At 53.4% G+C, this 20,670-nt stretch carries 16 protein-coding genes and 1 other RNA gene; 11 read left to right on the top strand and 6 right to left on the bottom strand.

Going from position 1 to position 20,670, the window contains the following annotated elements; translation table 11 throughout:
* Nucleotides 1-96: 96 nt before the first annotated feature.
* The 8 genes from F2S13_RS27955 (at nt 97) to F2S13_RS27920 (ending at nt 6,765) form a co-directional block, all read left to right on the top strand.
* Nucleotides 97-387, top strand: a complete 291-nt coding sequence (locus F2S13_RS27955; protein WP_178119055.1) for a hypothetical protein — start codon at nt 97-99, stop codon at nt 385-387.
* Between the two features lie 59 nt (nt 388-446).
* Nucleotides 447-725 carry a hypothetical protein gene (locus F2S13_RS27950; protein WP_166367056.1) on the top strand — a complete coding sequence of 93 codons (279 nt, stop codon included), beginning with the start codon at nt 447-449 and terminating at the stop codon, nt 723-725.
* Between the two features lie 55 nt (nt 726-780).
* Complete coding sequence (locus tag F2S13_RS27945; protein WP_166367054.1) at nt 781-1,059, top strand: hypothetical protein; 279 nt, start codon at nt 781-783, stop codon at nt 1,057-1,059.
* A gap of 86 nt (nt 1,060-1,145) precedes the next feature.
* Nucleotides 1,146-1,536: a transfer-messenger RNA gene (ssrA, locus tag F2S13_RS27940) on the top strand.
* A 187-nt stretch (nt 1,537-1,723) separates the two neighbouring features.
* Complete coding sequence (locus tag F2S13_RS27935; RefSeq protein WP_166367052.1) at nt 1,724-2,980, top strand: integrase domain-containing protein; 1,257 nt, start codon at nt 1,724-1,726, stop codon at nt 2,978-2,980.
* Between the two features lie 955 nt (nt 2,981-3,935).
* Complete coding sequence (locus F2S13_RS27930) at nt 3,936-4,916, top strand: integrase domain-containing protein (RefSeq protein ID WP_166367072.1); 981 nt, start codon at nt 3,936-3,938, stop codon at nt 4,914-4,916.
* Entirely contained in the window at nt 4,913-5,188 is a 276-nt protein-coding gene (locus tag F2S13_RS27925) for a hypothetical protein (protein WP_166367050.1), read from the top strand. The genes F2S13_RS27930 and F2S13_RS27925 overlap by 4 nt, the downstream gene beginning before the upstream one ends.
* 146 nt (nt 5,189-5,334) lie before the next feature.
* Complete coding sequence (locus tag F2S13_RS27920) at nt 5,335-6,765, top strand: IS1182 family transposase (protein WP_166367048.1); 1,431 nt, start codon at nt 5,335-5,337, stop codon at nt 6,763-6,765.
* A gap of 337 nt (nt 6,766-7,102) precedes the next feature.
* Here F2S13_RS27920 and F2S13_RS27915 read toward each other — a convergent pair whose 3' ends face one another.
* The 3 genes from F2S13_RS27915 to upx all read right to left on the bottom strand — a co-directional run bounded on the left by F2S13_RS27915 (nt 7,103) and on the right by upx (nt 14,224).
* Nucleotides 7,103-8,461, bottom strand: coding sequence for a GrpB family protein (locus F2S13_RS27915; protein WP_166367046.1), 1,359 nt, complete (start codon nt 8,459-8,461; stop codon nt 7,103-7,105).
* 486 nt (nt 8,462-8,947) lie between these two features.
* Nucleotides 8,948-9,931, bottom strand: a complete 984-nt coding sequence (locus F2S13_RS27910; RefSeq protein WP_166367044.1) for a hypothetical protein — start codon at nt 9,929-9,931, stop codon at nt 8,948-8,950.
* Between the two features lie 477 nt (nt 9,932-10,408).
* Nucleotides 10,409-14,224, bottom strand: a complete 3,816-nt coding sequence (gene upx / locus F2S13_RS27905; RefSeq protein ID WP_166367042.1) for an anti-phage protein Upx — start codon at nt 14,222-14,224, stop codon at nt 10,409-10,411.
* A 592-nt stretch (nt 14,225-14,816) separates the two neighbouring features.
* Between upx and F2S13_RS27900 the strand changes: the two genes are divergently transcribed.
* Together F2S13_RS27900 and F2S13_RS27895 are read left to right on the top strand one after the other, a co-directional pair.
* Nucleotides 14,817-15,200 (top strand): MazG-like family protein, encoded by a 384-nt coding sequence (locus F2S13_RS27900; protein WP_166367040.1) that lies wholly within the window; start codon nt 14,817-14,819, stop codon nt 15,198-15,200.
* A gap of 24 nt (nt 15,201-15,224) precedes the next feature.
* Complete coding sequence (locus F2S13_RS27895) at nt 15,225-17,093, top strand: DNA/RNA helicase domain-containing protein (RefSeq protein WP_166367038.1); 1,869 nt, start codon at nt 15,225-15,227, stop codon at nt 17,091-17,093.
* 392 nt (nt 17,094-17,485) lie between these two features.
* On the opposite strand, the gene F2S13_RS27890 is transcribed toward F2S13_RS27895, so the two are convergent.
* The 3 genes from F2S13_RS27890 to F2S13_RS27880 form a co-directional block, all read right to left on the bottom strand.
* Nucleotides 17,486-18,274, bottom strand: coding sequence for an enoyl-CoA hydratase/isomerase family protein (locus F2S13_RS27890; RefSeq protein ID WP_166367036.1), 789 nt, complete (start codon nt 18,272-18,274; stop codon nt 17,486-17,488).
* Between the two features lie 77 nt (nt 18,275-18,351).
* Entirely contained in the window at nt 18,352-19,140 is a 789-nt protein-coding gene (locus F2S13_RS27885; protein WP_166367034.1) for a crotonase/enoyl-CoA hydratase family protein, read from the bottom strand.
* Between the two features lie 140 nt (nt 19,141-19,280).
* Nucleotides 19,281-19,973 (bottom strand): Crp/Fnr family transcriptional regulator, encoded by a 693-nt coding sequence (locus tag F2S13_RS27880; protein ID WP_166367032.1) that lies wholly within the window; start codon nt 19,971-19,973, stop codon nt 19,281-19,283.
* 79 nt (nt 19,974-20,052) lie between these two features.
* Here F2S13_RS27880 and F2S13_RS29555 point away from each other — a divergent pair, with 79 nt between their 5' ends.
* Nucleotides 20,053-20,487: a MarR family winged helix-turn-helix transcriptional regulator gene (locus F2S13_RS29555; protein WP_166367070.1), complete on the top strand. Its 435-nt coding sequence runs from the start codon at nt 20,053-20,055 to the stop codon at nt 20,485-20,487.
* The last annotated feature ends 183 nt before the right edge of the window (nt 20,488-20,670 follow it).

Below are 20,670 nucleotides of genomic sequence, written 5' to 3'. Positions count from 1 at the left end.
AATGCCGCGGTCTGTCGTTATAAGCCTTGGAATGGGGGCCAAAGCCGTTCACGCGACACCTCAACCTGCGCTGGATCACCGTTCAAGGAGATTCGTATGAAGCGTACTGCGATTTTCGGCTTGTTCATTACCGCTGCGTTGTTGGCCTCTCCGTTTGCTTCTCCGGTGTTTGCTGCCGATGACGAAGAGGATTGCGCGTCGAGCCTGGAAGCGCTCAAGGACGATGTCGATGCCGCAACCAGCTACATCGACAAGACGGCCAAGGTTGAACTGGAAAAGCTCATGGGGCAGGCCGAGAAGGCTCAAAAAGCCGGTAATGAAGACGCCTGCAATGATGCAATTGAAAAAGCCAACGATGTCCTGGCCAAAGCCCAGGAGGGCCAGTAAGCACGCCCCTTTCACCCTGCAATTCAACCCAGGCTGGATCACCGCTCAAGGAGATTCACATGAAACGAACTGCGATTTCCGGATTGATCATCACCACCGTTCTGCTGGCCTCGCCCGTCTTTGCCGATGACAAAGGCTTGTGCGACTCGGAAATGGCACAGTTGGACAACTTCATGAATAGCACTGTCATAAATGACGATGCGATGAATAACCAACTGAAGGATGCCAAGAAAGAAGCCACGGCAGCTACTGCAAAAGGCGATTACAAGACATGCGTCGCCGTGATTCAGCAGGCAAGGAAGGCCGCGGAAAGCTTTAGTAAGGGTGGCAAGGGCTGACCACTCTCAAGGCCAAGCCACCAACCCTGCTGGATCACCGTTCAAGGAGATTCACATGAAACGTTCTGCAATTTCCGGATTGATCATTACCGCCGTATTTCTGGCTTCCCCTGCCTTTGCCGATGATATGAACTTGTGTACATCGAATCTCACTCAGCTCAACAATTCGATGTCCGACACCATTTCACTTGACGACGGCGCCATGAATCAACTGAAGACGTTGAAGGAAGGGGCCGAGAAGGATAAAGCCGCCGGCAAGGCCAAGGATTGCATCGACAAAACCACCGAAGCCCTGAAGGTCCTGGAGGACTCCATGAAAGGTGGCAAGGGCTGACCACCGCCAAGGCCAACCTTCGGGTTGGCCTTGGGCGTCACTTTCGCGTACACTGAGCTCGCTGGCTGCTTTTGTAGAGCTGGCACGGGGCCGATTAGGATTCGACGCCGGTAGCGAAACTTTAGGTGCATGCCGAGTTGGTAACAGAACTCGTAAATCCACTGTTGCAACTTTTATAGTTGCCAATGACGAAACCTACGGGGACTACGCTATCGCTGCGTAAGCAGCCTAGCTCTCCCTTCTGGTAGCTTCGGCTCCAGCAATCATCAGGGGATGCCTGTAAACCCAAAATGATTGTCATATAGAACAGGATCGCCGCGTAGTACGTTGTGGACGAAGTGGCTAAAACTTACACAACTCGCCCAAAGCACCCTGCCCGTCGGGCGGCCGCGGGTTAACTCAGTTGACACGGCTAAGCATGTAGTACCGACAGCGGAGTACTGGCGGACGGGGGTTCAAATCCCCCCGGCTCCACCACTTCAACATCTAAAGACGTCCACGGACGTCTTTTTTTGTGCCTGCGATCCAGTAAATACGCGGCCTCCAGCGCTTTTGCGGTCTTCTGAGATTTTTTGAGTTCCAGCCATTCAGGTATTCCAAACGGTATTCCAGCCCGTCCGGTGCTAATCTTTGGAATACCGAATCAGTGCCTGAGGACAATCTCATGCCTGCCCAAAACCTCCGCCTCTCCGATCGACAGCTCAAGGGAGTCAAACCCGCGTCCAAGGATTACGTCCTCACTGACGGTGACGGTTTGCAGCTCCGCGTACGCAGCAACGGCTCGTTGCTGTGGAATTTCAATTACCGCGAACCGGTGACCAAGAAGCGCATCAACATTGGCTTCGGGACCTATCCCGAACTGTCACTGGCGAATGCACGAAAGATGGCAGTCGATGCGCGCGAGCTGCTCGCCCAGGGCATCGATCCGAAGGTGCAACGCAATACGTTGAATGAAGCCAAGCGCGCGGAAACGGAACATACCTTCGAGAACGTGGCCACTGCCTGGTTCGAGCTCAAGAAAGACTCGGTTACCCCGGCCTACGCCGAGGACATATGGCGGTCGCTCACGCTGCATGTGTTCCCCGACTTGAGGACGACACCACTCGTGAAAATCACCGCGCCGATGGTGATCGGACTGCTTCGTCCAATCGAAGCGAAAGGCAGCCTGGAGACGGTTAAGCGTCTTAGCCAGCGGCTAAACGAGATCATGACCTACGGCGTAAACTCCGGCCTGATCTTCGCCAACCCTCTTAGCGGTATCAGGGCAGTATTCAAGAAGCCCAAGAAAGAGAACATGGCTGCGCTTCCGCCCGAAGAGCTCCCGGAGCTCATGCTGGAGATCGCGAACGCCAGCATCAAACGCACGACCCGTTGCCTGATCGAATGGCAGTTGCACACCATGACTCGCCCCGCCGAGGCGGCAACTACTCGCTGGGCAGACATCGACTTTGAAAGGCGTGTCTGGACCATCCCACCGGAGCGGATGAAAAAGCGTCGCCCACACAGCATCCCGTTGAGTGACCACGCTGTCGCACTGTTGGAATCGCTGAAGACTCACAGCGGCCATCGCGAATACGTCTTCCCGGCAGACAGAAATCCGCGCACCCACGCCAATAGCCAGACCGCCAACATGGCGTTGAAACGCATGGGGTTCCAGGACCGGCTGGTCAGCCACGGCATGCGCTCGATGGCCAGCACCATCTTGAATGAACATGGGTGGGACCCGGAACTCATTGAGGTCGCACTGGCGCACGTCGACAAGGATGAGGTGCGCAGCGCCTACAACCGAGCCGACTACATCGAGCGCCGGCGTCCGATGATGGCCTGGTGGAGTGAGCACATCCAGAAAGCCGCCACCGGTAGCCTGCTCGCCTCAGCATACGGCCAAGTCAGAGACAAGAACGTGGTGCCGATCCGCTAGCGCTGTACAGGCGCAATAACGGCGGCGACAGCAACTGAGCGTTCAAGATTCAGGGAAAGCAGCCTCGTTTATCCGCTTGTAAGCGCGGGTCCTTCCAAACAGGGCTGCAAAGCCGCCCTGTTTGGAAGGACCTCACTTTGAAAAGCTAAAAGCCACGACGTTGTCCGGGGCTTACCACGGAATTCCATAGGTGGATAACCACCCTGAAAGTCCAAAGAAGCGGTGGGTTTCGACCCTTGACCGGGTTTATCCACAGGCGTAGAACTGGCCGTGCAAGCGCTGTCGATGACAGCACCCCAGGTGGCCCGAACCTTCAAGGTCACGCCGCTCCCGCGGTGGTTCTCCCCCCCAAATGGCGATTCGCGTCCGGCAGCTCGCCCGGTCACCTCCCCGGTGATGGATGCCTACTTCAGATCATGGCCCTCGTGCGCCAGACGACACTTCCTACTTCGCTGCCCTGCAGCAACCTATCCGCTTGGCCGCATCTTGCGCCAACCTGCGCCCGTCTCTTTCTCCTGGAAAGAGACGGGCGCTTCAAACACTGCTGCAGGCCTCATCGCACTTGGCTTTGCGGCAACTCCTCTCGTGACAATTGGCGTGACAAACGCCGACGTCACCAGCAACAGCGCTGTAGATGATGGTGCCGCAGACCACGGAATGGACTGCACCTGACTGACAGTCAGGCATGCACCAGTCATCGCATCGCTGTTTTCCCCCGGCTCAGGATCTTCAGGCGCTGGTTTAGTCAGCCAGCGCTGCCTCCACCCGCCCACCGGTAACGGTGTTCAGGAGGCCAGATCATGAGATGCCTTGGCTTCCGGTCGTAAGGAGCCGCCAGTCCTGCGTAATGGACACCCCCCACAGGTCGCAGGGGCCTTGATCCCTGATAACACTCAGCATTCTTGGCGGGATGACGTGGGGCGAGGATCGGAAAGCGGAGGATGAGGTGACCGACATGGCATTGGTGGGTAGACGCGATGGTCGTAATTTTGGTTACGGCAGGCAATTGAGCTACGCGGGGCCGCAAGCGCTGAAAGACATGTTCGGCGGCGGTCATCACGGCACGGTCAAAGCGCACAGTGATCGGTGGCAGGCATTCGTCAAGTGGTGCCGCTCCGAACAGGGACCCGGCATCAATGATGCGCGGCAGATTGATCGGAAGGTGTTGGCCGACTATGCGGCGTATTTGCGCGACGTGGTTGGGCGCGGTGATCTCGCCGTCAGCACCGCACAAAATCGGCTTTCCAGCGTTAACAGGACCATGGCGGCGCTTCGCGGTGATCCGTGCGTGAAATTGCCCAGTCCGAGCAAGGCATTGGGGATGCAGCGCAGCGGGGTTCGTCATTCGGTTCCGCAAGGCCAGGACCGCGAGCAGGTTAAGCTGATCGTCGACACGCTTTGCAGCCGTGATCAGAGACGGGCCGCAGCGATCGTTCTGCTGGCGCGAGCTACCGGCATGCGCTTGCGTGAGGCCATCTTGGCTGATCTGCCACGGCTAAGTCGTGAGGCGAAAGTATTCGACAAGATCAATATCCAGGACGGCACCAAAGGCGGCCGCGCCGGAGCCTCAGCATCACGTTGGATTGCGGTGGATGACTATGTACGTGATGCGCTTGCATTGGCGGAGCAGGTATCGCCTGCGGGTAGCCGCAATCTGATTGCGCCAAACGAAAGTTACCTGAACGTACTGCAGGAAGTCGTCCGACCTGCGCGGGACATCCTGCATGCACACAACCTCAAAGGCTTCCATGAGCTACGAGCGGCGTACGCGTGTGAGCGCTATGAGCAAATCACTCAACACCGCGCACCTATCAACGGCGGCCAATGCTGCCAAGTAGATAGGAGCCTTGATCGTGAGGCCCGGAGGCAAATCAGCTATGAGCTGGGGCACGCTCGGATAGATGTGGTTGCTGCCTACGTAGGAGGTCGCAGATGAGTAAGGTATTCGATATGGAGCTGTTCTTGGCAGCGGTGCTGACGGGTTCGTACGCAACCCGGCAGCGCCATTTACGGCAAGCAAAGCTCATCCAAGCTGAGATATCTGAACGTTGGCAGCTAGAAACACCTTGGGCCTGGAAGAAAAAACATGTTGCTTGGTTTCTTGAACACCGACTAGCTAGCCGATGCGAGGCGACCCGGTATTACTACCTGCTGACCGTGCGGTTGCTAGCTCGTCGTTTAGAAAAGCCATGGGTCTTCAAGTGCTGAACGAAGGTCTGACTTTAATAGTCATGACCGATCGCAATCGACCCGTTGCTGCCGTCGGAGGAAGGCAGCAAACGGCCCAGAGTGTGTAAAAACGCTTTCTTGAACCCTTGCTATGATTTCTGAGGATTTCATCGCAAGGATCGCCCATGAAGCGCTTTATCCAAGGTGAACATCGAGGCCAAGGCACCTTACTTCCAGAGAGCCTCGACGACTATGTCAGCGATACCAATCCGGTGCGCGTAGTCGACGTATTTGTCGACGAACTTGACCTGGTCAATCTGGGTTTTGAAGGTGCCGTTCCAGCCGATACTGGCCGGCCTGCTTACCACCCCGCAATCCTGCTGAAGATCTACATCTACGGCTATCTCAACCGCATCCAGTCGAGCCGACGTTTGGAGCGAGAAGCCCAGCGCAACGTCGAACTGATGTGGTTGACCGGGCGTTTGATGCCGGACTTCAAGACCATCGCCAACTTCCGAAAAGACAACAGCAAGGCCATCCGAGGTGTCTGTCGCCAGTTCATTGTGCTGAGTCAGCAGTTGGGACTGTTCGGAGAAAATCTGGTCGCCATCGATGGCAGTAAATTCAAGGCGGTCAACAACCGCGACCGCAATTTCACCAGCGCCAAACTGAAGCGGCGAATGGAAGAAATTGAATCGAGTATCAACCGTTACCTGACGGCACTCGATGCTGCCGATCGGCAAGAACCCACAGCTTCCGAGCCCAACGCCGTGCGGCTGGAAGAGAAAATCGCCAAGCTGAAGACGCAAATGAAAGAGCTTCAAGCGATAGAAATCCAGCTCAACGAATCGCCGGATAAACAGGTCTCACTGACCGATCCAGACGCCCGCTCCATGATGACGCGCGGCACGGGAATCGTCGGCTACAACGTGCAAACAGCGGTTGATACCCAAAACCATTTGATCGTTGCTCATGAGGTCACCAACTTCGGTTCCGACCGCGATCAACTCAGCTCGATGGCGAAGCAGGCTCGCGATGCCATGGCGTCAGAAACGCTGGCGGTGGTAGCTGACCGAGGTTACTTCAAGAGTGAAGAAATCCTTGCCTGTCACGACGCGGACATCACTGCCTACGTGCCAAAGCCGATGACTTCAAGCGCCAAGGCGGATGGTCGATTCAACAAAGATGCTTTCGTTTATGACGCGACGAAAAACGAATACATCTGTCCGGCGGGAGAGGCGCTGCCCTGGCGCTTCTCCAGTATTGAGAAAGGCATGAATATGCACTGTTATTGGAGTTCGAAATGCCAGGGCTGCGCGCTGAAAACGCAGTGCACACCGAGCAAAAATCGTCGAGTAAGACGCTGGGAACATGAAGCGGTGCTGGAGGAAATGCAGCGTCGGTTGAACCATGCACCGGACATGATGCGAATCCGAAAAAGGACTGTTGAGCATCCCTTCGGGACGCTCAAACAATGGATGGGTGCGACGCCCTTCCTGACGCGAAAGCTGGCTGGGGTGAGTGCGGAAATGAGTTTGAATGTGCTCGCTTACAACATGAAACGGGTCATGAAAATTCTCGGTACCAGCGGTTTAATGAAGACGCTGTCGGCCTGAAAAGGTCAGTATTTTGGCCACCCAGCAAGGTAGAAGCGTCGCCAGGGCTCCCAGGCCCTCGTGATGAGCCGCAGGACTTGTCGCGAGCAATTACTCAACTAACAACCGTCGGCGCTGCGCACCGACAGTGCATCAGCGCGTTTTTACACACTCTGGGCCATGAGCGGACCTTCACTTGCATTACCGCCTCGTTTCAAACCTAAGGCATAGCATTGATTCATCCCATCCGGCTTTCCTGGTAACTCCTAGACCCCTCAAAACCTCTGAAACTAAACCCTGTAAACTTACTGGCGTTTCTGGAGTGCAATCCGGCTATGTCAGCGCCAAGCGCCGACAATCACATAGATTTTTCCCCAAGCTCGCCAACCAGCTTCGCCTCAATATACGCCTGCCAGCGCCTATTTAGACCCGTATGACTTAATCTATAAACCCAGGGCAATGTAGTAGGAGCTCTTTCAATAGCTGCATTATAATCTGACATCAGTAGCAAGACATCAGACTTTCTATACCCTCTTGCAGCTGCCGCCTCAACCCGCTTGAATATTTCATCAATCGTGGAAGCGGAGCTTCTATACGAAAGTAACAAGCCTAGAGCGTCGGATGAAATGACAAAAACCATAATCGCTATCATCACTCGAGACAGAGATATCAGGTTATCTGACTCAAGTGAAGCCACAGCAGCGCCACTCGCTGTGAACACCGTCGCCACAAACAAAAAAAGCAATACTGTCATAGCTTTAGAACTTGTATTCTGAAGATCCCGAGTCCAGTATGATGACTCTTCAATCATCTCAGCTAAACGTTTATTACCCGGAGCTTCTCGAGTCGCAAAATGATCTTCTTCACGTCGAATCATTTCAGGAGAGATAGCCACTCTAAATCCGTCGCTGATTCTGAGTTGTTGCCCAGCCGACGGTTCCATCTCTAGACCACTCATAAGTAACACCGCTCGCCGAGCCTGATCTCCAGCAGATCTATGCGATAGCTGTCCCTGGCTTAAGTAGAACCACAAAAGCATCAGAACGAAGCCAATAATAGCGTACACAAATTGATACTTGTTATCGTTCGAAAATACCGAAATTGCAGCAATCACAGCTATCAAAAGCTGAGTAACCATCATTAATATTTGTAATTTTTCAGCTCTATTAGACTCAGCTCGCTGATGGCTTAGTAGACGATTTACGCTAAATTCTTCATCAATCTCTCGCAATCTACCATCAATAAAATCTTTTTTGCCAACACCATAAGCCTCAACATCATCATGATAAATTTTTGCAAGCTGCTTTTTTAAGTCTGCATAAGCTTTGGCAAGGGTTTCATCGGAAGCCAGCTCATTTCTAAAAACGAGCATATCTCTTGCCCAGCGACTATGCGGCTTACAAATGTGAATATGATAAGAACCTGAACCGTCGGAAGCATACTTCGTAAGAAAAAACCTGGGAACATCATCGCACTTTTCATTTACGTGATAGCCTACCACCTTCAACTCATTCACAAGACTATCGACCACAGACCAATTACTAATTGATATGAGCATATCTACTATAGGCTTGCTGGGTAGCCCCTTAACCGATGTTGAACCCACATGATCTATATAAATTTTTGTGCAACTTACCACCGACTCAATTAACTTCGACTCCTTTGAAAAATGTTCAGCCCAGGAATCACTATACTCAGAAATGCTTACCGTACTCACCTTGCCCCCAATCCCCAATTCTCTCTAGCCCAAGCATTGACGCTCATTCGTGCCATTCCGTGCCTCATAAACCGTGATCACATTCCTCACGGTGCAGAACTTCAACCTTATGCTCATGAACCTCCAGAGGGGCCTGCACATCTGAGACTAGGACGATAAACAGGGCAAGCATCCGTTACAAATTATGCCAGTCCTGCAGATGCGCTCCCTAGTGTTTTTGTGCTTGCTGAGCGAGGGGCGGTCACGTGACGAAGTTCGTCAAGGATCTCAGTTCTCCCCCAATGAGCAAAGTCAGAATAGCCACTAGCCATCCCTGGTGGCTAGTGGCTAGAATAAAATCGACGAATTTCATTTCTTTGAAGACGATTACAGAGCCCTAGCCAGCAGAATTTGGCGCATCCAGCTCAATGATTCGGATTTCAGTTTTTGGCGGATTTCTGCCTGCCACCAAAGTCTGCAACCTGAAGCGGACATCAATGCAGTTGTTCAAGGCCGCGGAGCAAAGCGGAGCGTCCCCTGCAGTGACTTGCTAGCTCCCTTCGGTACTAGAACAACCACCTCGCCGTTTGGGATGTAGGTATGGGCATTTATTCGCTCCATCTCTCCCGGTTCGTCAGGTAGAGCGACAATTATGCCTTTCGTCATGCCTCCTGCATTCAAAGCGTCCTCTATCTGTACGACGGTATTGATCAATCTGTCCCTTAATTGATTTTTTACTTCAATTATTATCGTTTCGGTGCCTTTGGAAATTACTATGTCCGACCTGAATCTATGTCCGGAAGCAATTTGTTTTTCAGTTTCAATTTTCAAGTCTGGCGCGACCGTTGCTAGAAACCCGTGAAGCGCACCGATTGCTTGCACTCCAGAAATCTTTTTTAAATCGCTCCCTGTTACGGTAGTGGACTCACAAAAGGCTGAAAGGTGGTCTAAAACTTGTTCATATAGCACCTTTGTGTCTCGCTTTCCGCCAGCGGCGGGCATTGGATCCATCATCGCCTTTGTCGCTGCTTGAGCCCGCGTGAAAGAAAGTTTCTCTGCGATTTGATCGAGTAAGAGACACGCAAATGCTGATACAGAAACAATCGCTAGAAATGACTCACTTTCATCAAAATCCAATGTGTAATCGTGAGTAGATGGATTTCGCCATTCTTTTCTATAGATTGCCAGCTGGTTCATGACGCGACTTCGAAAAACATTGTTATTTTCTAGATATAACTCGATGTCGTACGGTCTTTCATGTTCGGGGTTTTTCCCCGCAAGTACCCGATAAGCCTCTTTAACGCTCCCCTCAAACGCTTGGTTTGTTCGATAAATGGCATCTGTAAATGCTGCATCATCGTCAGACTCTTGACCTCGGGTCAAATGACGACCAGCCGTTTCGATATGACGGAGTACAGCTCGCAGTCCATGCATGTAGTCACCGTCATCCAGCCCGCCAATCTTATTTCGTAACGTGTCTATTAGGTGCATGATCTATAAGGTTCTAAATAAAAATAGATGACCCAAGTGACATAATTCATTACACCACTTGGGTCACATAACATTCCTTGCCATCTGGTAATCCCTTGCTTAGCTTGGTGCCACGCCTGAAGCGCAACATGAAACGAGAAGGGAAGACTACACGGTTTATGTATACAATACGAAGTCATTAGCTGTGTGTCCATGGTCTCCCTTTGGCCGACTGCTGCCTGTCGCCACCGTCTGCTATTGGTTAGCGGACACTCCAAAACGGTGAGAAATGTGAGCAACCCTTACTGTCGAGTGGGGAGCGCAATTATTCCGAACATCCACAATCCTGAGCTCATTGGAGCGCCATACCGTTTCTTGCCCAAACGAGAGTATGATGAGGGTATCTGAGAACAGCAGGGCTTAGAGTTTCACGTGCCCCCGCTAGCTACAAAACCCCTCAGCTATCAGCTCACACAGCAACACTCCCGTTTCTTTCGATCAGTATTTCAGAAGATCGTCTGGCCGCCCGACATACGTACCTTGCAGTGCAGCGATCTGCGAGTGCGCGTAAGCGACAGGGGACGCCCCGCTGAAAACGAGCCAGGACACAAGTTCGGGATCTTTGACTGATGTGAATCGTGCCAGGTCAGGAAGATTCTCTCGCGCCAGAGCAACACGCTTCAGATGCCTTTTGAGCTTGTCAGGTTTGCCCTTTATGTCTTCACCCTGATATTCGGAGAGCTGGGAAGCGACTTCTGAGTAGTTTCGAGCGAGTGAAAGGTCCTTGCATTCGACTATGAGCACTTGGCTGCGGTCCGGACGCCAAGCTAACAGATCGATATCGCCTGGGTTTGTTGGCAGATTTCTCCTCAGTATCTCAGGGAAGCTGATGCCGCGCCGAACAGTCCATCCTGCGTCTAGCAATTCTTTTTCCAAGTTTTTTTCGAAAGTGTGTCCCTCCCGAGCTTCCCCCAGCCATTCATCTCTCATCCCCTCCGTCCGGAAGAACTCCCGTTTGAGTCGCCCTGTATATGCCCCGTTGAAGAGGTAGTGCAGAGAGTTGCCCAGTTGTCCCGGTGATACGATCACCAGCGGGTCTTGGCTGTCCTCCATCTGTAACAAAGGACGGGCTACTACTGACAGGCGTCGACCAAAGCGCCAAGGATAGATATCAGAGAGGTCGAACTCGTCGGTCACCTCGTCCCACTTTGGGCGAGCTCTCAGGACGAATTGGTCAAGAAAAGCGGACGTGACGTTATCGTCGAGCCCAGCGGACTTACCGACAATCTCCAGCTGGCTCCGCTCCATCGTGAAAATTGCCGTCTGTTTCGACATACCAATTGACTCGAGTGCATGAACGAAACGGAGGCCTTCTTCGAGCGTAAACCCCATCTCCACCTTCCAGAGCGCCAGAAAGGTCTCGGTGTCATCATCGACCGTGGCAGGGGCACAATATGCTTCCTCATCAGTCACTACTTCGAAGTCATCCGCTTTTGCGTAATGCTGCTCGAATCTTGCAGCATGAGCTTCGAACCGCTCGTTAGTCGCCTTAGACAGCAAAGGCTCAAGCACCATTTCTCCAAGCTCGTCGCGGAAGAGTAGGTCACCTAAGGGAGATATTTGGACCTCGGCGGGCAGCGCCCCAAAGCGTACAGCGTCCGACATGCCGCCGATGCGAAAGAGTAATGCTGCTTGTGCAAGGAGGCGACCAAGCGCCATGTCGGAGGGCTCGGTCCCGCCCTTAGTGGGGCACGCGCAAAGGGCCAGTTCGATTACTAACCTAGAGGTCAGTGCTGCACCGGCAAAACGTCCCAACTGCTTGGCGATCGTATCCTCGACCCCGACTTCACCAGCATGCAGTCCGAGGACGGCAGCGGCCGTCCGATGCCAATGGTTTTCCTCGCTTCGTGCCCGTTCGCAGTTCTCAAGCAGGCGATTGAGGGTTTTCAGACGATCAAAGCGAGAAAGCTCGCCCTGCATGTCACGAAGGAGCACATCTACTACGTCGTTGAGGAGCTTGCCGACCGCCTTCTTACCCTGGTATTGGGCCGGCGCATCGGCAGCGACCGAACGCCAGCCGAGTCCAACTCTGGCCGCACCTGACTCGGTGTTCTCGACAGTCAAAAGGTGTCGATTCATGGAACCACGTACATGGTCACTGAAGTCGAACGTTTTCATAATATGGAAGCTACGTGCAGCGTTACTGGGAACCGCTATTCGCTCGATTGCGAGCCCCTGGTCGATCGGTGCATCGATACGCAGAAGAGTGGCAAACGCAGTGCCAAGGGCGCGCACTAAAGCGCGTTCCGCACGGTTGTCCGGCGCTTGGAAGCCAGCAAGATACCCGTCTTTCAGCGAAACCCGTATAGCCCCTTGTTCACGGACACGCTCGAGTCTCCAGAAGGTATTTAGGTCAGGTGGAACCTGCTCATCGTGGAACCGGCTAATATCACCGTCACCTTCAAAGTGCAGGTAGACCTTCACGGACTTCCTTGCTCTCTGCTCGCCAATTGCTTCAACCGCCTCGCCAATTCGCCCAGCCCAAGTGCGTACCATCTTCGCTAATTCAGAAAGGAGCATGTGATCTTGAACATCAGGTGCTTCAATCGTCACCCAGAGGTTGCACTGCCCTTCATACACACAACTTAGCCGATGTGCTTCAAGCTCATCGATGGATGCATAGCACCTGCTTTCGCGTTCGGTTGGGAAGAAGTCACCCGCTGACGGCCGCATAACACGGTGCCACCTGCCGCTGTTGTCACAAATGCGGTGCCAGTCATACCCCATGTCTGCTGCTAACCGCACTTCACGGAGCAGATCTGTCGGGATTGTTAGCATCAGAGGGCGCTCTGGGGTGATGCGCCCTTCCGGCAGTTGATTGTGCGGAACCATATGGCCGTCATTGGCGTGTGCCCAGCCAAGAAGGTTGAGAATGCCGTTGACATTGATTATTCGCACACCGGCTCGCGCTATTATTTCTTCGGCGTCCTGCACACGCCAGAAGGCGAGTGCGGACATATCGGGCAGCGAACCTAAGCGGAAAAAGTCTGCGCTAGACATCCACTCGAACTGCCATGCCGCAGGCAGCTCGGGAACCGAGCCGAAAAAGCCCGCCCCCCAGCCACAACCTACACGCACGACTATGCCACGCTGAAAGTCGGGATGGCCGGCAAGTTCAGCAGCGGTTTTTGCAGCGCGGGCGTCGAGGAGATTCGCTGTTTCCTCATCGAGCCGGAGCATGCTGCTGAAGCCTTCGTCCGAGTGCTGCTGCATGGAGGGCAAGACGAACTGGAGCACCATGAAGTGGCCCACATCGACTGAGGAGTAGACGGTCGCCGATCGGGTTGTCCTATCCTTATCCCAGGACAACCGAATCCGCGTGCCGTTACCAAACGCAGGCATTTGGGACAGAGTGCGCGCATGGGCGTTGGCCAATGCCCTGTCGAGGTTGCCCAACTCTCCCTTCTGCACAGCGAACGCTATCACCGCGTGGCGAAGCGCGATGGATAGAGCAGTGGGCAGCACGACGACAAGGCCGTCACCTATTCGAAGCAGCGGACGCTGCTCCAACACCCCCGCGCTGGGCGCCTGGCTAGCTAGGGTATTGATCTGTGTGTGGTCAAGAATAAAGGGGGATAGATCTGCAATTGCTACACCAGCCGCCCTTAGCATGCGCTTCGTCAAGGTAACACGTGAACGGAGCTCGCTCGCGTCAAGGCCACCGGTCTCAAGCGAGCCGGAGTTGGTTTGACCACCCGGCTCCAACCGACGCAGACCGGAGTTGGCGCAGATAACGTCCGAAAGCTGTAGAAGTGCCTGGATGGCCCGCTTAAGAGGGACGAAGTAGCCTTCTTCGGGCATAGCGAAGACAATGTCGACCATCAGCTGTGTATAAAAGCCTGAGGCCTCCCACATTCCTTCCAGAATGCGGTAATCGCCCTTGAGGTTACCAACAATGGAGACGAACACATCCTCTGCCGGATCTTCCCCAATTACACTGCTCGATGCGCCAATAGACGTATACCAGCGGCGTGCATCGTCGACAGTGGCAACCTGAGGGCCCTTGCAGTGAATGAGGGCAAGTGCAACCAGCAACTCCAGCCGTAAACATTCTGGCTGATGTGCAGGAAGGGTTAGCAGACTAGCTAGCAAAGCCACTGTGCCAGCCCGTTCAAAGTTGGCGAGCTCGGCTACAAGTCCAGCGTTATCCTTCGCGACATCACCCAACGAGTTACTAGAAGTTGCCCAGGCAGCCTTATCGGCCATCGCCTCAAGCAGGGATTGCAAATCTGGTTGAGAGAGAGAGTCGTTCACCTGCATCTCCAGAAGAAGTGACTGAGCTTGCGAATTCTACGTGAAGGGGGAATCAGGGCCCAGCAGCAGACATCCTCTCGCAGAGCATCAATCAAAAGGGCCCAAAAATTCCCGATTCGATTCCACAGAAAGCCATTAATAGCTGATTTTTATATAGAGACCCTATGAGGTACGTCAAAAAACCCACCAAATTCAGTCCCGCGAAAACCGGGACCTCACGGCCAACAACCGTCCGTCTGGTGTCGGAGGCGCGCTCAGGGCTGTTGCCGCTGACCAGTTCGGGGAAGAAGTGTCCTGCCCCCCGGCAATACTCCGTTCGTCTGGTGCCGATTGCCATCACCTGCTAGCCAGAAACGGCCCATTCTGCAAGCTAACGAACAGAGTGAGAAAAGGCCGCTAGTCGGTGGGCATGGGGGTCGTCGCGGCCTACTTAGCCACGCTCAGAGTACCTAGCGAATACTGGCAAGCAATGCGGCCAGCAGAGAGCGGGTGAGAAAAACACAAAAAAGCTGCGCAAGCAGCGAAAACTCTTACAATCTTACGCCAGATTTCCTACACATTTTTTGCCCCCCGATACTCAAGAGATAGCCCCGTGAGTGACTCAGACAGCTCATCCGCGCCACTGGTTGACGTAGTGAAGCTTGCCGCATCCCTCCAGCGGTTTGCAGATGATCGCGACTGGCAGCAGTTCCACTCCCCCAAAAATCTCATCCTGGCTCTCACTGGCGAGGTAGGAGAGCTGTGCGAGATTTTCCAATGGATGAGTGATGCCGATTCGATTTCCGCCGCAACAGATCCCGAAATCGGCCAAGCAGTTAAGGACGAATTGGCGGACGTATTGATGTACCTGGTTCGCCTGAGCAGCGTACTCGGCATTGACCTCAACGACGCGGTGACACGGAAGCTCGCCTGCAATGGCCAGAAGTACCCCGTGGATAAAGCCAGAAGCAACAGCAAAAAGTACGACCGACTCTGACCAACACGCATCTAAGGACACCCCGTGATCGTTTACGCTGCGACCAAACAGCAATTTCTTAAAGACAACGATAACGATGACATTGAGGAGGTGATCCTCAGGCATTACAAGGAAGCTACCGGCAAGAATGTTGGCACCTCGGAAATCAGGTCGTGGCAAGGATCCCTAACGTACATGGCTAAGGTCCTTAGAGATGAGGGCCTGCCTAGCGACGCAGGCCTGGCGATCGAATTGCACATTCCGCAGTCGTCGAAGCGAATCGACTTTCTACTCACCGGTCGCGACGAAAACCAGGCAAAAAAAGCCGTACTGATCGAATTGAAACAATGGAGTAAGGCTAACGCCACAACCAAGGATGCCATCGTCAAAACGGCCTTGGGTGGCGGCCTCATTGAGACCATTCACCCGTCCTATCAAGTATGGTCATATGCAGCGCTGCTGGAAGGCTTCAACGAGGCGGTGTATGACAAAAGCATCGAAATCCGTCCGTGTGCCTACCTCCATAACTACGTCAGCGACGGCATCATAGATTCAGCTCACTACGAGCCCCACATCAGCAAGGCTCCGCTGTTTCTGAAAGGCCCGGAAGAGCTCAGTAAACTCAGAAGCTTTCTGAAAAAGCATATAAGTCATGGCGACAACAAAGAGGTTCTTTACGAACTGTCCGATGGAAAAATTCGCCCGTCCAAGGCGCTAGCAGAAGCCCTCGGTGGGTTGATGAAAGGCAAACCAGAGTTCGTATTGATTGACGATCAGAAAGCCATTTTTGAGTCGGCGCTGGCAGCGGCAAGCGAGGCCTCGGACCAAGCACCAAAGGTAGTGATCATCGAAGGGGGACCGGGCACCGGGAAAACTGTTCTGGCCATCAATCTGCTGGTGAAGCTCACCGCTTCGAAGCTTTTGAGCAAATACGTCTCCAAGAATGCAGCCCCGCGCAAGGTCTACGAAAGCAAACTGGTTGGCACCATCAAACGCAGCCATTTCTCGAATTTCTTCTCAGGCTCTGGGGCGTTCATCGACACTGAGCCCAACACATTCGATGCCCTTATCGTGGACGAAGCTCACCGGCTGAATGAGAAAAGTGGGCTTTATGGAAACCTCGGCGAAAACCAGATCAAGGAGCTGATTGATTCAGCGAAATGCTCAATTTTCTTCATTGATGAAGACCAGCGTGTAACCTTGAGCGACATCGGCAGCAAGCAGGCAATACGTGCCTTTGCCAAAGCCAAGGGTGCGGTGGTTGAAGAATACGTGCTGTCTTCGCAGTTTCGCTGCAGTGGTTCTGACGGTTACCTGGCATGGCTGGATGACACGCTGGGCATTCGCTCGACGGCAAATCCGACGCTCGATATCCAAGAATACGAGTTTAAGGTGTTCGACTCACCTCAGGCGATGCATGAGGCAATCAACGAGAAAAACCACGGAAACAAAGCTCGCGTGGTCGCGGGCTATTGTTGGCCGTGGTTGAGCAAGAAAGCCTCCAACGCCGCTGATATCGTCATCGGTGACTATAAACGTCAATGGAACCTGGATCAGGATGGCAGCCTTTGGATCATCGCTGAGAATTCCATCGAACAGGTTGGCTGCATTCATACCTGCCAAGGTCTGGAAGTCGACTACATCGGAGTGATCATCGGGCCAGACCTAGTCGTACGTGACGGCAAAGTAGTGACATCCCCGGATGAGCGCGACAAGCACGATAAATCAATTCGTGGCTGGAAAAAAATGATGAAAGAGCAACCTACCCTGGCGAAAAAAGAAACAGACCTGATCATCAAAAATACGTACCGAACCTTGATGACTCGCGGGATGAAGGGTTGCTACCTGTACTGCACCGACAAAGAGACTGCGCAATACTTCGAGAGTCGACTTAGCCAACACAGCAGTCAGTGACGGTATCGTTTGCTAGGAGCCTCTGTACCTGCGAGTGGGGCATCGTACGCGCAGGGGCCATGATCATCAGCAGCTGGTCACCAGCCATGGCTAATGTTTACACGACCATTTGCTTGATAGATTCGATGCCGACTCGTTAATGGTATGGAGCTCAAAAAGCACCGTCCATCGGAATCCAAACCACACAGCGTTCCAACTGGTATTCCAAGCAAGTTGACCAATCAATTATTTACCAGCAAAAACAGATAGATACCGACTTGTTTCAGATTACCCCGGCCCACCAAATCCACAAAAAAAGACGTCCTCGGACGTCTTTTTTTGTGCCTGAAATCCAGTAAATTCAAGGTTTTAACGTCTATGAGGGGACACGGACTCGAGTCGTTGCTTACCCCTCACTGGCCTTTGAAGACCAACCCTCCTTTAACGAGTACCCCAGCCCCTTCTTCAGCAAATCGGTTGACCGTGGTCACCATATCTTCGGTAGCGAAGGTAGCTGGGCCGGACTCCAGAACGAGCTGATCGGCGGATGCCTGGCCATGTGCAACCGCAGTGTTTATGAGGTGCTTGGATGCCGCGTAAGCGACAGTTGGGCCGTTCGCTAACTTTTGCGCATACGCACGAGCTTTTACCTCAACGTCGTTATCGGGTAGAACTCGATTCACCAAACCCCATTCGTGCATGGTTTTGGCATCGTAAACACCTGCAGAAAAAACCATTTCCTTGGCCCGAGCCAGCCCGACACGAGCGACAAGCCGCTGCGCTCCGCCCAATAATGTAGTTGTGCCAATACGTGCCTCGACTTGACCAAAATTAGCGCTTTCGCCTGCAAAGATAATGTCGTGGATTTGCGCCATTTCGCAGCCGCCACCCAAGCACATACCCCGGACCGCGACAACAGTGGGAAACGGCAGGTTCTCGAAACGTTGCATGTCGGGAATGGCGCGGCTCAACATGCGTCGTGCAAAGTTAGCGTCCTGGTTCAGAAAGTTTTCAGTTACATGGGCGCCAGCGCAAAAATTAGTCCCTTCGGCCAGTGTTAGAAATGCGCGCGCTTTGTTTTCAAGAGCCAGTTCCACAGCATCCATCAAGTCCCGCAAGGACTGGAATGTCAGCAGATTCATCGGGCCATCCGTAAATGTTGCAATGGCCAGCGAACCATCCATTTCAAATCTTATGGTCATGTTACATCTCCAACATTGGGTTTCATTGGGCGAGCGGACGCCTCTCCCGCATACCAGGGAGTTCTGAAGTTGCTTGATCAGTGGCCTTTGAAATTGGCGGGGCGGCGCTCAGCGAAAGATTGGAGACCTTCCTTGAAATCTTCCGTGGAAAAAACGGTTTTCTCGATTGCCGGAATACAGTCGATGGCTGCTTGCTCACCCTCTTGAACAAATTTCAGAGCTGCAGCTTTGGTTGCACGCAGACCGATAGGCGCGTTCTTGCAAATCAATCGCGCAATCTCCATTGCCCGTTCTTTATGTTCGCCAAAGGGAAGGACTTCCTGGACGAAGCCAATCTCCAAAGCGCGCTTGGCGTCGAACTCGTCACACAGAAAAAGGTGATACATGGCATTGCCCCAGCCGGCTCTGGTGAGGTAACGAAAGTGAGCACCACCCAGCGGGGCAATCCCACGCTTGGACTCCATTTGACAGAAACGTGCGGTGTCGGCGGCAATGACTATGTCCCCTGCCAGCATCATCTCAATACCGACGGTGTAGGTTTTGCCGTGTACCACCGAAATAACGGGTTTAGTGCATCGGTTTTTAAGACCAAAAGGATCCACCCAGCCTTCTGGGAGTGGTTTTACAGTTGCGTTCGGGCCGAAGAACTTTGGCATGTCTAAACCAGCAGTGGTGTGCTCTCCTTCAGGACAAAGAACAGCAACCCAAATATTTTCATCATTGTTTACCGTGGTGAGGTGGCCCGCCAATTGCTCAATCATCTCTGGAGAGAACGCATTAAGTTTGGCGGCGTTGTCTACAGAGATGATGGCAATATGATCCTCAAGTGTCATCCGAACTTCGCCGTATTTTTGCTGTGCAGTCATGACGCAGTCTCCATACAAGCGCCCTGATTGTTAGTGGGTGGCGCTTTGGAAACCAATCGTAAGAGGCTCTCCGTTCTGGCAACGTCTTCCAGAAGACATTTTTATGGTTTTTTTCTGCTATCACTCAGCGTGATGAGCTGTCATTTATCGTCGAAATCATCGCGACTGCGGCGCCGATGATCATTGATGTAATGGCGGAGTCCTTCCACGTCTCTGACGACCACTTTGCCGTAGTCAGTCTCAATCAGGCTCAACTCTCTCAGCTCTTTCATTACCCGATTGACGTTGGGTCGGGTACTACCAACCATCAAGCCGATATCTGACTGAGACAATGTCAGGCTCACAGCACCTTTTGATGCCCGCTGCATCTCCGCCAGCCAAAGGAAACGAGATGCGACGCGAGCAGCTACGGGCTGCGTAAGAAGCTCCTCGACTATCCGAAGCGCGCCTCTCAGGCGGCGGCTGATCTGCGCAGCCACGGCACTCTCTACCTCCCGATGCGTAGCTCTGAGCGCACTGAAATCTCGTGCCGTCCAAACCCTCAGGACAGACTCGCCACGCGTAATGTACGTTACCGAGTATGGCTCCTCATCTCCTATGGAGCTGTCACCTATCACGTCGCCGGGTTTGTAGATATAAATGAGAACTTCCTGGCCATCAGCAGTGATAATGCACTGACGAACTTCACCAGAAACGATCTGGAACACCTCAATGACAGGGTCACCTTGCTGGTAAAGAGTGGTACCGCCGGGACAGCTCCGTAAGCGTGATTTTTCACGCATCGCATCGCGAGTAAATGGGCTCAGATCGTCGATCCAATTGAAACCGATCATTTCTGTATTCGCTCTTGAGGCATCGACACGTGATATTATTCACACGCGAAATAAATCGATCAACTTTACTGGCCTGAGCATGAAGCATCGCCTCGTATATCTTTTGAACGTTGGGCAGCGCCGACTGCAACGCTGGTCACAGGCCTGCGCTGTCCGTGGCGGCGTGACAGCTGCTCAATCCGGATTGCTATTCTTTCTAGGCACCCACGACGGTGCGCTAATGAGCGAGACGGCGGCCGCGCTGGACCTGGGCGCGCCGGGTATGAGTGGCCTGGCTGACCGGACAGAAAGAGCCGGCTTGATCGAACGCCGTGCCGACGAGAACGATGGCCGCGCATCGCGCCTCTGGCTGACAGAGGCAGGGCGTTCCGCGCGTCAGCGTTCCAAGGTTGGCATGAAGGATCTGAATGCCCGGTTGACCGAAGGTTTCACCGAAGCGGAGATCGATGTGGTGGCGCGGTGGCTGACCAGCCTACAGACTCGGTTTCTCGTGGCCGACGAGGATGAGGTCTAACCTCGGCTGTGGCTGGGCAGCGTGAGACCGTTTAGTGCTGGGTGACCTTCGAAAAGTCTGGCTTGCGCTTTTCGGCGAAGGCCGCAAAAGCCTCCTTGGCTTCCGCACTCGTCAGTCGCTCCTGGAATTTCGTACTCTCTCTACCCATCTGCGCAACCAGCACCTCGGCCTGGCGCATTAGCG

Origin of the sequence: Pseudomonas akapageensis (genome assembly GCF_011355085.1) — a bacterium.
In the GTDB taxonomy this organism is placed as follows: domain Bacteria; phylum Pseudomonadota; class Gammaproteobacteria; order Pseudomonadales; family Pseudomonadaceae; genus Aquipseudomonas; species Aquipseudomonas akapageensis.
The sequence above is the reverse complement of the archived record's forward strand: the minus strand, read 5'-3'. Positions and strand labels throughout refer to the sequence as shown.

Excerpts from the sequence above, each read along its gene's own strand:
- F2S13_RS27950 (WP_166367056.1), top strand. The coding sequence starts at position 447 with ATGAAACGAACTGCGATTTCCGGATTGATCATCACCACCGTTCTGCTG.
- F2S13_RS27935 (WP_166367052.1), top strand. The coding sequence starts at position 1,724 with ATGCCTGCCCAAAACCTCCGCCTCTCCGATCGACAGCTCAAGGGAGTC.
- F2S13_RS27955 (WP_178119055.1), top strand. The coding sequence starts at position 97 with ATGAAGCGTACTGCGATTTTCGGCTTGTTCATTACCGCTGCGTTGTTG.
- F2S13_RS27930 (WP_166367072.1), top strand. The coding sequence starts at position 3,936 with ATGGCATTGGTGGGTAGACGCGATGGTCGTAATTTTGGTTACGGCAGG.
- F2S13_RS27885 (WP_166367034.1), bottom strand. The coding sequence starts at position 19,140 with ATGACTGCACAGCAAAAATACGGCGAAGTTCGGATGACACTTGAGGAT.
- F2S13_RS29555 (WP_166367070.1), top strand. The coding sequence starts at position 20,053 with ATGAAGCATCGCCTCGTATATCTTTTGAACGTTGGGCAGCGCCGACTG.
- F2S13_RS27945 (WP_166367054.1), top strand. The coding sequence starts at position 781 with ATGAAACGTTCTGCAATTTCCGGATTGATCATTACCGCCGTATTTCTG.
- F2S13_RS27880 (WP_166367032.1), bottom strand. The coding sequence starts at position 19,973 with ATGATCGGTTTCAATTGGATCGACGATCTGAGCCCATTTACTCGCGAT.
- F2S13_RS27910 (WP_166367044.1), bottom strand. The coding sequence starts at position 9,931 with ATGCACCTAATAGACACGTTACGAAATAAGATTGGCGGGCTGGATGAC.
- F2S13_RS27925 (WP_166367050.1), top strand. The coding sequence starts at position 4,913 with ATGAGTAAGGTATTCGATATGGAGCTGTTCTTGGCAGCGGTGCTGACG.
- F2S13_RS27890 (WP_166367036.1), bottom strand. The coding sequence starts at position 18,274 with ATGACCATAAGATTTGAAATGGATGGTTCGCTGGCCATTGCAACATTT.
- F2S13_RS27920 (WP_166367048.1), top strand. The coding sequence starts at position 5,335 with ATGAAGCGCTTTATCCAAGGTGAACATCGAGGCCAAGGCACCTTACTT.